The organism is Streptomyces sp. PA03-5A, assembly GCF_033792725.1.
Classification (GTDB): Bacteria; Actinomycetota; Actinomycetes; order Streptomycetales; family Streptomycetaceae; genus Actinacidiphila.
In genome coordinates, this window is the sequence record NZ_JARAVL010000012.1 from 97524 (window position 1) to 111320 (window position 13797).

Annotated in this window: 10 protein-coding genes and 1 pseudogene; 3 read left to right on the forward strand and 8 right to left on the reverse strand. The window is 64.5% G+C overall.

Annotated features, from left to right (window positions below):
* Positions 1-25: 25 nt before the first annotated feature.
* Positions 26-553, reverse strand: coding sequence for a hypothetical protein (locus PV410_RS17050; RefSeq protein WP_500325379.1), 528 nt, complete (start codon positions 551-553; stop codon positions 26-28).
* 281 nt (positions 554-834) lie between these two features.
* Here PV410_RS17050 and PV410_RS17055 point away from each other — a divergent pair.
* A pseudogene (locus PV410_RS17055) lies at positions 835-1050 on the forward strand (IS1380 family transposase); the annotation flags it as partial.
* A gap of 100 nt (positions 1051-1150) precedes the next feature.
* Here the strand turns inward: PV410_RS17055 and PV410_RS17060 are convergent.
* The 4 genes from PV410_RS17060 to PV410_RS17075 form a co-directional block, all read right to left on the reverse strand.
* Positions 1151-2362 carry an IS110 family RNA-guided transposase gene (locus tag PV410_RS17060; protein ID WP_500325381.1) on the reverse strand — a complete coding sequence of 404 codons (1212 nt, stop codon included), beginning with the start codon at positions 2360-2362 and terminating at the stop codon, positions 1151-1153.
* A gap of 765 nt (positions 2363-3127) precedes the next feature.
* Positions 3128-6202 (reverse strand): type I restriction endonuclease subunit R, encoded by a 3075-nt coding sequence (locus tag PV410_RS17065; RefSeq protein ID WP_500325383.1) that lies wholly within the window; start codon positions 6200-6202, stop codon positions 3128-3130.
* Position 6203: 1 nt separating this feature from the next.
* Complete coding sequence (locus PV410_RS17070) at positions 6204-7415, reverse strand: restriction endonuclease subunit S (RefSeq protein WP_500325385.1); 1212 nt, start codon at positions 7413-7415, stop codon at positions 6204-6206.
* Positions 7408-8922 carry a type I restriction-modification system subunit M gene (locus PV410_RS17075; RefSeq protein WP_500325387.1) on the reverse strand — a complete coding sequence of 505 codons (1515 nt, stop codon included), beginning with the start codon at positions 8920-8922 and terminating at the stop codon, positions 7408-7410. Before PV410_RS17075 ends, PV410_RS17070 begins: the two co-directional genes overlap by 8 nt.
* A gap of 694 nt (positions 8923-9616) precedes the next feature.
* On the opposite strand from PV410_RS17075, the gene PV410_RS17080 reads away from it, so the two are divergent.
* Positions 9617-10363 (forward strand): hypothetical protein, encoded by a 747-nt coding sequence (locus tag PV410_RS17080; RefSeq protein WP_500325389.1) that lies wholly within the window; start codon positions 9617-9619, stop codon positions 10361-10363.
* A 175-nt stretch (positions 10364-10538) separates the two neighbouring features.
* Here PV410_RS17080 and PV410_RS17085 read toward each other — a convergent pair whose 3' ends face one another.
* A complete protein-coding gene (locus tag PV410_RS17085; protein ID WP_500325391.1) occupies positions 10539-11330 on the reverse strand; it encodes a bestrophin-like domain in 792 nt (263 codons plus the stop codon).
* A gap of 223 nt (positions 11331-11553) precedes the next feature.
* Between PV410_RS17085 and PV410_RS17090 the strand changes: the two genes are divergently transcribed.
* Positions 11554-11784 (forward strand): DUF397 domain-containing protein, encoded by a 231-nt coding sequence (locus PV410_RS17090; RefSeq protein ID WP_500325393.1) that lies wholly within the window; start codon positions 11554-11556, stop codon positions 11782-11784.
* A gap of 155 nt (positions 11785-11939) precedes the next feature.
* On the opposite strand, the gene PV410_RS17095 is transcribed toward PV410_RS17090, so the two are convergent.
* Together PV410_RS17095 and PV410_RS17100 are read right to left on the reverse strand one after the other, a co-directional pair.
* Entirely contained in the window at positions 11940-12668 is a 729-nt protein-coding gene (locus tag PV410_RS17095; RefSeq protein WP_500325394.1) for an LAVTG motif-containing sortase-dependent surface protein, read from the reverse strand.
* 399 nt (positions 12669-13067) lie between these two features.
* The gene (locus PV410_RS17100; protein WP_500325395.1) at positions 13068-13781 is read right to left on the reverse strand and encodes a PspA/IM30 family protein; all 714 of its coding nucleotides are present in this window, start codon (positions 13779-13781) and stop codon (positions 13068-13070) included.
* Positions 13782-13797: the final 16 nt, after the last annotated feature.

A 13797-nucleotide genomic window follows, 5' to 3' on the forward strand; every position in this document is an offset into this window, starting at 1 on the left:
GCGGGTGCTTCGGGCCCTTGCGTGGTTATCGGCTGGGGCGGCCAGCGTAGATGACGCGGACACGCTCGCTCAGTGCATCGAATGCAACACCCAAGGATCGCGTCACCACCGGAGACGGAATGTCTTCTCCTTCGTAGAGGGCTTCTCCTGCGGCCGCATCTATGTTCTGCATCGCCTCTCGGACCTGAGTGCGGATGTTGTCGTCGAGGATGAAGCCAACGTTGCCGTGAAGCGCCCCTTCGGCCTCACGCAAGGCATCGCTCGCTACGTTCAGTTCGCTGTGCAGGCGGGCCGCGTGCTCCGGGGTTGCCAAGCGCTCGCGGCGATTTGCCGCGATGAACTCCCAGAAGCGTTCCCTGTAGACGTGCAGCTTCTGGTTGGTCTCGATCAGGTGCTGTAGCTCGAAATCTTCGCGACGCTGTCTAAGGGCGTCGTGGGCATCGGCTTGCTTGTCTGCGCGTTGCCGCCGGTACGTGATCCATCCGCTGAGCTGTGTCGCCAGACCTCCGAGGAAGAAGGCCGCGATGCCCCACCAGAACTTCCACCCCTCCATGCTCGGAAGTCTAAGGAGCCGCGAAGGGGCCCGTTGCGGTTTCGCGGGGCATGATGGACGCCGACTCCTGGTACTGCGTTGTATGCCGCAGTCCCTGCGGGACGAAGCATTGAGTCAATGGCGGGTGCCGCGGGTACGCCGGTGCGCTGTGGATTATCTATGGACAGGCCACACTCGACCGCGCATCTATGAGGCTTTGACCAGCGCTGTTACGTCGAGTTAAAGCGCCCTCGGAAGTGCCGTGTGACAAGAAGCCTCCGGCAGATGTCGCGGGCTTCCTGGTGTTGGTCTGGCTCGAGATGCCCATGCTCGCCCTGCCCGGCAAGGACTGGTTCTGCGAACCCCGCCGCCTTCGGGGGCCCGCCCTGTTCCCTGCAGCCGCCCAGCCCATCACCACCGGTCGGCGCAGGATTTTCCGCCTCGCCCGCCACTGGCCCTGGACCAGCGAGATCACTACCGCCCTCGAACGGCTCGCGCTTCTGCCCAACCCTGGCTAACTAGCAACTGTCCATCGTCCCGACGACAACATCACCTCCCCCGGACAGTGGAACCTGGCGCCCACCGACCCGACAGCCGGGACGCCGGCCTGCCCACCATCTAGCCGAGCTGGTTGAGTTGGGTGATGGCTCGGCGGGTGGCGCGTTCGGGGTCGCGCTGGGTGAAGTAGGCGCCGCCGAGGTCGTGGTAGGGCTTGTTGTCGGTGAGCATGTGCCAGATCGCGGTGATGATCGAGTGTTCGATGGCGACCAGGGCTTTCATCGGTCCGCGGCGGGCAGCCAGCCGCTTGTAGCGGGCCTGCAGATAGGTGTCCTTGGTTCTGGCCGCGCCGAACGCGGCGAGTCCGAGGGCGCCTTTGAGGTAGGGGTTGCCGGGCCGGACCTTGGTGTTCTTGGTGCGGCCGGCGGATTCGTGGTGGCCGGGGCAGACCCCGGCCCAGGACGCGAGGTGTTTGGCGGTGGCGAACCGGGCCATGTCGCCGCCGGTCTCCGCGATGATCACGTCGGCGACTCCCCGGTTGATCCCGGGGATGGTGTCGAGCAGGTCCAGTGCGGGGCGAAAGGGGGCCATCGCCTCCTCGATCTGCTCGGTGAGCTGGTCGATCATGCCGGTGAGCTGGTCGTAGTGGTCCAGATGCAGCCGGGTCAGGAACGCGTGGTGCTCGCGGAAGCGTCCGGTCAGGGCCTCGGTGAGCTCGGAGATCTTGTTGCGGAGCATGCGTTTGGCCAGCTCGGGGAGAATCTGCGGGTCGCGTTCGCCGGCGATCAGGGCTTCGAGCATGGCCCGGCCGGAGACCCCCATGATCTCGGAAGCGACTGTGGAGAGCTTGATCCCGGTGTCTTCCAGCAGCTTCTCCAGTCGCTGGACCACCCGGCCGCGTTCCCGGGTGACAGTGGTGCGGGCGCCGCGGGTGAGGTCGCGTAGCTCCCGCACCGGCTGCGGTGGCACGAAGGAGGGCCGGACCAGGCCGTGCGCGCCCAGCTGGGCCAGCCAGGCCGCGTCCGAGACATCCGTCTTGCGCCCGGGCAGGTTCTTGACCTGCCGCGCGTTGACCAGGACAACGTTCAAGTCCTCGGCCAGCACGTAGTAGTAGGGCTTCCAGTAGTCCGAGGTCGCCTCGATCACCACGAGCGTGACGTCGGCGGCCAGCAGGTGATCCCGCAGGGCGAGTACCGCGTTCATTGTGGCGCCCCACGTCGTGGTGGCGGTCGTAAAGGACCCTCGTCGCCGGGTACTTGGCATCCGGACGCACACCTTGGCGTCGCGCTTGCTGATGTCCATCCCCGCGCAGCGTTCGTGCAGCACGTCCACGGCCGGCTCCTCCCCGACATGAAGGCCAAAGGGGCGCCGTTCCGGGAGGGCCAGGGTGAATCAGGAATTCTGACGCACGTGCTTCGCAGCAACACTCCACGGTCCCCGTGGACGGCCCTCGGCACCACGCTGAACTACGAGCTGCGCAGCATCACAGAGGCAACGGTTTCGGCCGGAACAACCACTCCATGATCCCGACTGGCTCGCTCTGGTCGGCGGCACCGGCAGCGTGGCGAGGCCAGTGGGAGCACAGCGAGGAACACGCGCGCGTGGCCGGCTGGCGCCCCCGCCGTCATAGCTGACTGTCGTCAGCTGAGCTTCAGACGAGACGCGTCGAGGGCGCTGGCCGTCAGTCGAGCGCGCCGAAGCTGGGCCGTCTCTGGGGGGCCGTCCGAGGCCGCTCGGCAGTGGCCAATGACGACCAACAACGACCACCCAGGCGCACGTGCCCACCGCCTCTGAGCAGCGAAACCGCAGGTCGCCAAGATCCCCGGCAAGACGCAGGGCAAGAAGACAGCTCCAAACTCGCCCATTGAGACGCGGGAACAGCAGGGAATCACGGCGGCCAAACCAGGAAGGTATGGGTCACCTTTCGCCAGGTCAGGCAGCATTCACCTATCAAACCGCCGGATGGGCGTCTCTCATGATGCTGGCGCGATCTGAGGCTCGGTGATTGCCTCACATGTTCCAAGCATAGTCACTCCAACTCCAGTTTCGGCCCCAACACTTGGGCAATCTTTGCGATGGTCCCGGTCGTGACGTCGTTCAATAGTTCTCCCGCACGTACTCGTACGTTCGGTCGAACAGCTCGCCTTTGATCGGCAAGCTGTACTCCTTCAGGACAGAACGCAGCTCGCGACGGACGCGTTTGTCGCCCGCGTCGCTCGCGCTCCAACCGGCATAAGCGACCTCGACGACGATCGAGTCGATCCGCGAGGCTATGTCGGGGACAATCTTGTGCAGCCCGGGGGGTGTGTTCTCCGCGACGATCTGAGTGAGCGCCCCACGCTTCGGATCGGCCAGCCGGTCGAGCGCTCCCTGGTCGTCCTGTTCCGCTGCCCGGTCCGCGGCGACCACGTCCTGAGCGATCTTCAACGCTTCCTCGAGGAACGCCAGGGAGTCCTCGACGTTCTCGATCGCCTTGGCGCGGAGCTTCTCGATCCGCTCCGCCAGCGACCGGTACGCCGGGCTCTCGGTATCGGCGAGCCGACGCCTGAGGCGCGCATCGATGGAGTCGAGGACCTCCTGGTACACGTCACCGGCTTTCGACTCAGGGTTCCGCTGCTCGGAGAGTTTCAGCTGCTCGGCGATCTTCTTCACCAGCGCCAGGCCGGCAGCGTCAAGCATGACTGTCTTCGCCGACATCGACTTCACGCCCACATCAGTCATGTGATTGTGAATCAGGTCAGTGGTCTTCGCGCCGAGACGTGCCCAGAGGAACGTCTTGGAGACGTCCTTGGGCCGGATCGACTCGTACACCTTCGCGAGCCAGAAGTACTGCCCCTTGAATGGCCGGAGCATTGGGTGCGGGTCGAGGAACTCCCACACTGTCTGCAACGCGACGTAGGTCTCGATGAACTCGGTGCGCTGCGCGCCGCCCTCGGGGATCCGCTCGTGGGCCTCAGCGAGCGACTCGAACGACGGGTCGCTGGTGTCGATGCCGTCGAACAGATGCAGCATACGCGTGAGGTCGGCAACGAACTTCCCCGCCAGCTTGGAGGCGTCGGTGACGTTGAGCTCGTCCTCTTCGTCGACCTTCACTTTCGGGCCGGCGACTGCCTTGCCGATGGCCTTCGCGAGCCCGATGTAGTCGACGACCCGCCCGAAGTCCTTGCGCTGGCCGGTGACAGGGTTCTTCCACGGACGGTTGGGCCGCGTGATCGTCTGGAACAGGTTCGTGTCCTTGGCGGGCTTGTCGAGATACAGCACGCCCTCGATGGGCGCGTTGAAGCCAGTCATCCACTTCGCGGTGACGACGATGAACGACATCGGGTCATCGACCTTCTTGAAGCGGCGCTTGAGCGCCTCCTCCTGCTCCGGAGTGAGCAGGTGCTTCTTGTGCTCCTTGGGGGTCTCCTTGCTGTCGGCGACGTGCATCACCACACCGACCTCACGGAGTCGTCCGTCCGGCATAACTGCAGCACGGCACTCCAGCTCGGCCTCGATGGCCCTGGTGTACGCGATCACAAGGCGCTGGTTGTAGGCCACGACCTGAGCCTTCTGCCCCAGAGGCGCGACATAGGTAAGGAAGTGGTCGACGATGTCGGCACACACTGCAGCCACGCGGTCGGGGTTGGAGAGGATCGTCTCGATGTGAGAAGCCTTCCCCGACAGGAAGACCTTCTCCTCACCGTCCAGGCCCTCCTCCGTGGCCAGCTCGTCGAAGGCCTCGTCCAAGGCTTCCTTGTCGAGGTTGAACCCGACAGATCGGCCCTCTACGATCACTGGCTTGGTGAACCCATCGGCGATGGATTGCTCCGGTGTGTACCGCGACATCACAAAGTCCGGGTCGTCAGGGTCGCCGAACAGCTTGAACGTCGAACGGTCCTTGTCCTCGACCGCAGTACCCGTCGCACCGAAGAACTTCGCGTTCGGCACCGCCTCGCGCCACGCATCGCCGAACTTCCCCTCCTGCGAGCGATGCGCCTCGTCAACGAGGACCACGATGTTCGACCGGTTGTTGAGATGGCCGGCCTCAGCGAACTTGTGCACCGTCGTGATGACCACACCGGACTCACCGCTACGCAGCAGAGCGTGCAGCTCCCGCCGGTTGCGAGGCACCGACATCCGCGGCATGCCGGCAGTCTCGAACATCTCCGCCGTCTGCCGGACCAGATCCTTACGGTCGGCGATCACGATGACCGTCGGCGCGCTCCCGAACTTCCCCGTCACCGCGTTATCGCGCAGCAAACGGGCGGCGGCGAACGCCATGAGTTCGGTCTTGCCCGATCCCTGATGATGCCAGATCAGTCCGCCAGGACGGCCTGCGAGCACCTTGGCGTGGATCGCCAGAGCCGCCCCGAACTGCGGGTAACGAGGCAAGAACTTGATGTCGACTTCGGAGGCGTCCCGAGCGTGACGGAACATCACCAGGTCCTTGAGGATCGGCAGGATCGTCTCCGGCCGCAGCAGCAAGCGCGCGGCCCGCTCGACTCGAGCCGGGCCCGTGACCGTTTTTGGGTCGTCCTCAGTGGACCCCCACGGGGCCCAGATCTCGGAGTCGGGGTCCGGGACCGCACGGATCGGAGCCATGCGGAACTCCAGGCCCTCGGTCGCGACGTTGAAGACGTTCGTCGCGAAGAAGTTCGGGTACTCCTCCTCGTACACGTCGTGAAGGTCTTTCGCGGCGTTGACCCACGAGACCTGATGCTTCACAGGCGTCTTGGTCTCGGCAACGACCAGCGGGAACCCGTTGACGTAGTACACGACGTCGAACCGGCGCGGTTTGGCCGCCCCGTTGACGGTGATCTCGTCAGCGACGGTGAAGCGGTTGCTGTTGAGGTCTTTGAAGTCGATCAGCCGGCGAGGCACATGCCTACCGTCGATCGTCGTGAACGAGTGGTCGCCACGAAGCATCACGGTCAGCCGCTCGTTGGCCGCAACGAGACCGTTGTGCGCATCGAGGACAGCCTGATTGAGCTCATGCAGAACGAGGTCCGCCGACTCAGGGTCGTCGACCAGCTCCGGGTTCAGCGCGAGCAATGCTTCGCGTGCCCACTCCTCGACGATGACGTCATGCTCATCGCGCGGCAACTCGTCCCCTTGGAGACGCTCCCAGCCAGCCTCCTCCGCCCACTCGAGCAGTGAACGTTGGATCGTGCTCGCTTCCGTCCACCCCATGTCAGGACACCTCCTCGAGCAGAGCGTCGTACGCCTCCGGGATCTTGATTTCCTGGTTGAGGAGGGAGGCGAGCAGCGCGGAGCGGAAGACGCGGAGGCGAGAGAGTTCGGCCAGTACTGAGTCTTCAGACTCCCGCACTTGCGACAGGACATTGCCCAGGCGCCCCTGACTAGGTTCGTCCGTGGGTACCCAGACCTCAAAGGAGGCGATCTGCTTACCGCTGATGTGCGGGACGGAAGTCCCTGTCTGATGACTCAGAATCATTTGCTTGAATGCGGGTGAGTTGACTAGAAACTCAATCAGGCGCTGATTATTTCCGGCCTTCGCCCGCATTCTCGCGACTCGTTGCACAAGGAGGCAAGGCAGGTCTTGCTCCCGCACAGTAGCCACTCTTAGACCAGCTTTGATCCAAGTGCGATCCATACCGACAACCACGTCCCCCGCTTGCAGGCGGTAGCGGTCATCGTCCGGGATCTGGGTCGGCCAGTATTTCGCACCCTCCCACTGAAGACGACCTGGCGCAATATTATCGCCTCGCAGTAGCCGGATACCCTCCGGTACATCAGAAAATTGCGCGCTCTTGTACGCGTACCCGACATCAATCTGCGCAATCTCATCGAGCCTCGCCAACCGCATCCCCTCACCCTCGCGGAGCAAATCAGCCTGTAGCCCCGCCAGCAAAGCAGAACAATACTCAAACTCCGCCTTCAACGCCTCGATCTGCGCGTCCACCGCTGCCATGATGTCGACGACGCGGCACTGCTCCGACAAGGACGGGAGAGCAACTTCAATGGTCAAGAAGTCGGCGGGCTTGACCCGTTCGCGTCTGCCGCCCATGCCGGTCGACAACGCCTGCAGTTGCTCCCACAGTCGTTTTGTGGTCGTAAGGAGTCGGAAGTATTCGGGAAGCATTCGTTCGCCACACGTGAACGTCGGAAACTCTTGCGACGCGTAGACCTCGCCCAGATCGTTCGGAGCAACGGTGATCGCTCCTTCGAACGCCTTCAAGCGGCTGTAGACGATCTGGTTCGGCCGGATGCGATTCAGCGTCTTGTACGAGGTCTCATCGCCAGCAATCGGTTCCCGGAGCAACAGGCCCCGACCGCGGTTCAAGACACCGACGATGTCGTAGAAGGCCGTCGCCGTGATCGGGATCGCGTCGACGTCCAGCGCGATGACCTCGTCGAGCCGGACCCGCTCCCACTCACTCACTGGACACCCCGAACACGCTCAGGTCGACGCCTGCCGCTGCGAGCCGCTCGAACATGACAGTCTCGGTGTCGATGCGATGCTGCCGGGCGTCGGCATACGCCACGAGCGCGGTGCCCAGATCGGCGGTCTCTTCTGCAGCGACCTTGATGTAGCGGCCGATGTTCAGGTCGAAGCCGTTCTGCTCGATCTCCTCGAGCGGCACTAGCCGGACGTTCGCACCGACCTCACCCGCTGAGTCACTACCTGTCCGGTACGCCTCGATGACAGCTCTGACGTCATCCTCGGACATCAGGTTCTGCTTCTTGCCCTTGATAAACCGCGCCGAGCCGTCAATGAAGAGCACGTGATCCTTGCGCTCAGCTGGCTTCTGGTCGCGGAAGATCAACAGGCATGCCGGGATTTCTGTCGAGTAAAACAGCTTGGGCGGCAGCCCTACGACGGCTTCCAGAACGTCCTTCCCAATAAGGCCCCGGCGGATCTTCGCCTCCGCGCCTCCGCGGAACAGCACGCCGTGGGGCATCACCACTCCGACACGACCGGATCCAGGCTTCATCGACGAGACCATGTGCTGGACGAAGGCGTAGTCGCCGTTCTTCGCCGGCGGCACGCCGTAGATGGCTCGCGGATCCGAGGACCAGCGGTCCGCTCCCCAATTCGCCAGCGAGAAGGGCGGGTTGGCGATCACGGCGTCGAACTGGCGGACCGCACCGCTCTGGGCCTTGAACGCCGGAGCGCGGAGGGTGTCTCCGCGCTTGATGTCGAAGTCCTCGATCTCGTGCAGGAACAGGTTCATCCGGGCGATCGAGGCCGTCGTCAGGTTGATCTCCTGGCCGTACACCCTGAGCGTGCGGTGGTCCTTGCCGGACTCGCGCAGCTGGTTGATCGTCGCGACAAGCATCCCGCCGGAGCCGCAGGACGGGTCGTAGACGGACTCGCCCGGCTCAGGCTGGAGGATCCCGACGAGCAGGTTCACGACCTCACGGGGTGTGAAGAACTCGCCAGCCTTCTTGCCCGACTCGTCGGCGAAGTTCTTCAGCAAGTACTCGTAGCCCGCGCCGAGCAGGTCGTGCGAGACCGTCGACGGGTCGAGCCTGATCTTGTTGAACGCTTGAATGAGCCCCAGCAGAGCCGACTCCGGGATGCGCTCCTTGTTGCCCCACGAGGCGTCGCCGAAGACGCCGGCGAGCGAGCGGGGGTTGGCCATTTCGATTCGCTGGAAGGCCTTCGCGATCTCCGCACCGAGGTTGGTGGCCTTCTCGGTGACCTCGCTCCAGAGCGTGCCCTCGGGCAGCTCGAACCGGTGGAAGTCGGCCTCGATCTCGTCGTCGAGGTCGTCGCCGTACTCATCGAATGCCGCGTCGTGCTCGTGGACCCACGTGTCGCTGATCCACTTCCAGAACAGCATCGGGAAGACGTAGGTCTTGAAGTCAGCCGGGTCGACGGGGCCGCGGAGCGCGTTCGCGGCGTCCCACAGCCGGGATTCGAGCTCGTGCTGGGTGATCGTCACAGAGATGGGGTCCTTCGTTGAAGACGGTGCCCCGATTATGGATGAGGACACTGACATTTCGGGAGTCCGATACGGCAGGCAGCAGCGACCTGCAGACGATGACCAGCACCCACGCTCCGAACCGAGCGTGATCGCGGACACACTCGGATGAACGATTGGCCGCCGTACTGGAGCTTCTGGAACGCGCCACCGGACAAACTCTGCTAGAAGCCGAGGCCAGCGAAGAGGATGGCTAGTCCAGCGTCCGACTCCTGGGCGGGTGATAGCAGCGCCCATGCAGGCGGTCGCACGCCTCGCCTCATGACCGGCCTGCGGCCATGGACCATTTGTGGACTCAGTAGACCCTTGCTAGGTCGCAGAGCCCGTTGACCAGCAGCAACGGATAAGCTCCAAGCGGCCTCCGGAGCCGTGTGCGCAGGTTCGAATCCTGCCGGGGGCACCTTGTACGAGGTGCCAAAAGGCCCCGCCACCAGCCAGAACGCTGGATGCGGGGTCTTCGCGTATGCGCAGCCGTGTGCCGCCGCAAGTGGCCGTAGGACGGGGTCTGTGGACAGTACGTGGATAGGATCTCGGGCCATCGGCCCAGGTCATCGGGGGCTTTCGAGCACAGGCTGTCCCGCTCGACATGGAGACGAGTCCTGATCTCCCCCGGTCGCTGCGGAGTTGCGGCCTTGCTGATGCTTGGATCATCCGCATGACGGACTGGTCTCGGCTCCACCACGCCTACGGCACCGCAGAAGACATCCCGGGCCTACTCGCCACGGTCACCCCGGACCCACAACACGCCGGCTGGAACGATCTCTGGTCCCGGCTGTGCCATCAGGGCACTGTCTACTCGGCCAGCTATGCAGCACTGCCGACTCTGACCCGGCTTGCGCGCGAGTGGTCGGCCGCGGACCGGCGGATGCCGCTCATCCTGGCCGGCGCCATCACGGCCAGCACGGATCAGCCATACGGCGACGAAGATCCGCGAGCGACCCACGCCTCGGAGATATCCGACCTCGTGGAACTAACGCAAGAAGCCCTTCAAGACCCCGGACTCGCCGAGGCTCCCTCGGAATACGTCTACCTGCTGGCGGCCCTCCTCAGCTTCGAAGGTGTCGAAGTCTGGAGCGAACAACTCGATGGGTTGAATGATGGGGAGTACGAGGTTCCCTGTCCCACCTGCGAATCCGAGAACTTCATCGTGTTCGGGGAGTACGGGTATTTTTCGACCACGGACAGCATGTACATGAATCAGACCACGGCACGAAGGCTGCCGCTACGGCCGCAGGCCCCCTCAACCCTGGAGGGGCTGGCGCAAAGGCTGTACGCCCGCGCCATGGCGGACGGTCATCCCGATATCGCTCACAAGCTGACCTACGTCTTCGGCACCGCGCAGTGCGCCGACTGTGATGCGGTCTTCAGCGTCGACGAAGCCATCGTTGCGCATTGGGGGTGAGGACTGCGCCCGACGGGGCAAGCCGGAAGCAGCGAGGACCCCAGGCATGACACCAGGGGCCCTCGGCAGAGAGCGGCCGCATCACGCGTACTCGCGCAACAGCTCCACGATCCGGCGGTTCGCAACCTCCTGCCACCGTCGATGCGCTCGACGTATCTCGCCGGACCTCACCACGTCACTTGCCCCAGTACTTGCTCAGCTGACCTTCCATGAAGGGATGCGGGCTCGCGCTCACTTCGCCGGCGAAGGGGTGTTCAAGTACGAGGACGAGGGTGAGGCTCAGGCCTACCAGCAACGCGATCGACCCTACGAAAAGCAGCTGCACCTTGAGGCTCTCCACCCCGTAAAGCAAGGTGATCAGCATGACGATCAGCGCTCCCCCGTAGGTGAGGACCTCCAGGAGAGGGGGCAAATGTTGCGTTGCGGCCAGGATGCGGGTTCTACGCTGTGCGGTCACATCGTTCAGCCGCTCCACCGATGCACTGTAGAAGGCCTCTTCGGATGCGTTTTTAGGATCGTAGTCCTGGAGGGCTGTATACAACGCCTCAACCTTGCCTGATGTCGCGCTGAGGCTATTCTTTCCCTCGCGCATCAGCGGCCATGCATCCTCCACGATAGCGTGGACGTAATCCCCGATCGCACGGTCCAATTTTTGCTGCACATCGTCTGGAAACCCGTGCGCGTTGCGGGAAATCACAGCGAGATCCGTAGCCTCCGAAGTCACCACTGCTTGAACTTGCTCAAGGTCGGTCCACAAGGTCACGATGACGAAAGCAAGGACGATTCCGTAGATGGCCCCGAACAGTTCAAGTACCGTGCGCGACACATCATTGGTCACGCCATTGCTCAACTCAGGAAAAACGCGGCGCGCCACCAGGCAAGCGGCGAGCGACAAAACAACAACGCCGCCAACGATGAGGATCGCGAGGCTGGCCGTGTCCAGGTTGTTGAGTAGCCAAAGTCCCACGCAGGCGACTCTAACCAGCTCGCGGCCGCGTTCAGGGTCGGCACGACCAACGCCTACCGCTATCACCGAGGTAGTCGAAGTACTGCCCGCGCCGGCCTCGACGGTCGCAGAAGGCACCTCGTGCCGCAGGTCGTGCGGCCCGCGCCTTCAGGCGAGATGCACATCAGGACCATCAGGGTGATGCTGAAAGGAGAACGTCCATCCGATTGCAACAGGAGATCCCATGATGGACGCAGCCAAGACTGAGCTGTACGCAATAGACCTGACGGATGCGGAGTGGGTTACGAGCAGCTACAGCAACAGGTGGGACAAGACGTGTGTGGAGGTCGCAGACCTCGGCGGCGGCGCGGTTGCGGTCCGCGATTCGCAAAACAGGGAGTTGCCGCCGCTGCGATTCACCGCAGAGGAGTGGGCCGCGTTTCGACTGGGCGTGCGTGACGGCGAATTCGGCTAGAGACCTTGAGTGTTTGCCGCAGCCAGGACCGTCGGTTCCACCCAAGAGCCCCTTCGGCAACCGCCTCAAGTTCCTGAAGTCCAAGGCGTCCTGAGACGACGGCGGCGCCGGACCCTTCCCGGGGCCGGCGCCGCGTGGCGGCAATGTGCGGTCGATCAGTGCTGTGCGGCGCCCTTGCGGCGGCGCAGCACCAGCACGGCACCCGCGCCCAGCAGCAGCAGCGCGGCGAAGGCGATGCCACCGACCTGGGCGCCGGTCTCGGCGAGCCCGCCGCTCTCCGTGCCGGAGGAGTCGGAAGCGGACGGGGCGACGGTCGCGGAGGGCGAGCCGTTCGGCTGCTCACCGCCCGCCGAGCCGGAGGCCGACGGCGACGCGGAGCCCGAGGGTGAGCCGCTCGGCTGCTCACCGTCTTCCGGAGCGGAGGCGGTCGGCGACGCGGAGCCGGAGGGCTCGGTCCCGCCGCCGTTGCCCTCGTCCTTGCAGTCGACCCAGAAGACCTTGTGCTTGGCGCGGCCGTGCTCTCCGTCGAAGTTCCAGAAGAGCTTGTAGTGGCCGTCCGCGAGCGCGAGGTTTTCGGTGCGCTCGTGGCCGGAGCCGTCGAGGGTCAGCGAGCCGGACTTCACCGTCTCGCCCTTCTGGCCGTCGGTCGGCGACCAGCGCTCGATGGACCAGTCGGCCTTCTGGGCACCGTCGAACTGGAAGCCGTCGAGGTAGAAGGTGCAGACGTGCGGCTCGTTGTTGTGCAGTTCCTCGCCGGTCTTCGCGTCGTGGATCTTCACATTGCCGTTGTCGCCGGGGGCGTTGTGGGCGAGGGCGGCGGGCGCAAACAGCAGGGATGCTGCCAGGGCCGCCGTCGCCGCGCCTGCCGTAGAAAGGGCGCGCATGGGCGTACCACCTGTGGGGTGTGAAACGGAATGCGGGGGGAGGCGACCAGGCTCCACCTCGCCGACCAGCACGTCAAGGAATGGTTGACCTCATTAGTCAGACTACGTCACAACCGCCCCATAGGTCCGACATAACAATTACGCCACACCGTTCACCTCTGGAGAAGCGCATAGCAGCACGGCGGGCGGTACGCGATCGTGCGTACCTGGGTACGGCAGGAGCCCGCCGTCGGTCACTCGTACTCGCGCAGCAGGTCCTCGATACGGCGATTGGCGACCTCCTGCCGCCCGTCGATGCACTTCGCGTGCCGGCTCAGCAGCACCTCCACGCTGTTGCCCGCCCGCTCGGCAACCTCGGTCGCTGCATGCCCACGGCGGAGCTGGTGGTCAGCGAGGCGGTCAGGCGTGGGCTTTGAGGGCGGCCAGGCGGGCTTCGATCTCTGCCGCGTCGCCCATGGTGTCGAGGCGCTCGAACTGGGCGTCGAGTGAGGAGTCGGCGAGTTCCTGCTGGCCGAGTGCCCTTGCCTCTTCGCGGCGGACTATCTCCTCGAAGCGGCTCAACTCGGACGTGGGATCGAGCACGTTGATGTTCTCGGCGGCGTCCAGCATCTGGCTCTGGGCCTGGGCGGTCTTGGCGCGGGCCACCAACTGGTCACGCTTGGAGTGGAGCTCCGTCAGCTTGACCTCCATCTGGGCGAGGCCGGACTTCAGTTTGTCGACGACCTCCCGCTGCATGGCGATCGTCGGCTCGGCGTCCTTCGCCTCGCGCCCGGCCTGGAGCTGGCGCTGCAGGGCCACCTTGGCGAGGCGGTCGTACGCGTCGGCCTCGGCTCCGGAACCGGCGGCCCGCAGCTCGTCCGCCTTTCGGCTGGCAGCAAGCGCCTTGGTGCCCCACTCGGTGCCCGCCTCCACGTCCTCCTGGTGGTCCTGCTCCAGGAGGCGCAGATTGCCGATGGTGGTGGCGACCGCCTGCTTGGCCTCGTCGATGTTGTTGCTGTAGTCGCGGATCAGCTGGTCGAGCATCTTCTGCGGGTCTTCCGCCTGGTCCAGCAGGGCATTGATGTTCGCCTTCGCCAACTGTGCGACGCGGCCGAAGATCGTCTGCTTGGTCATGGGACCGACCCCTTCC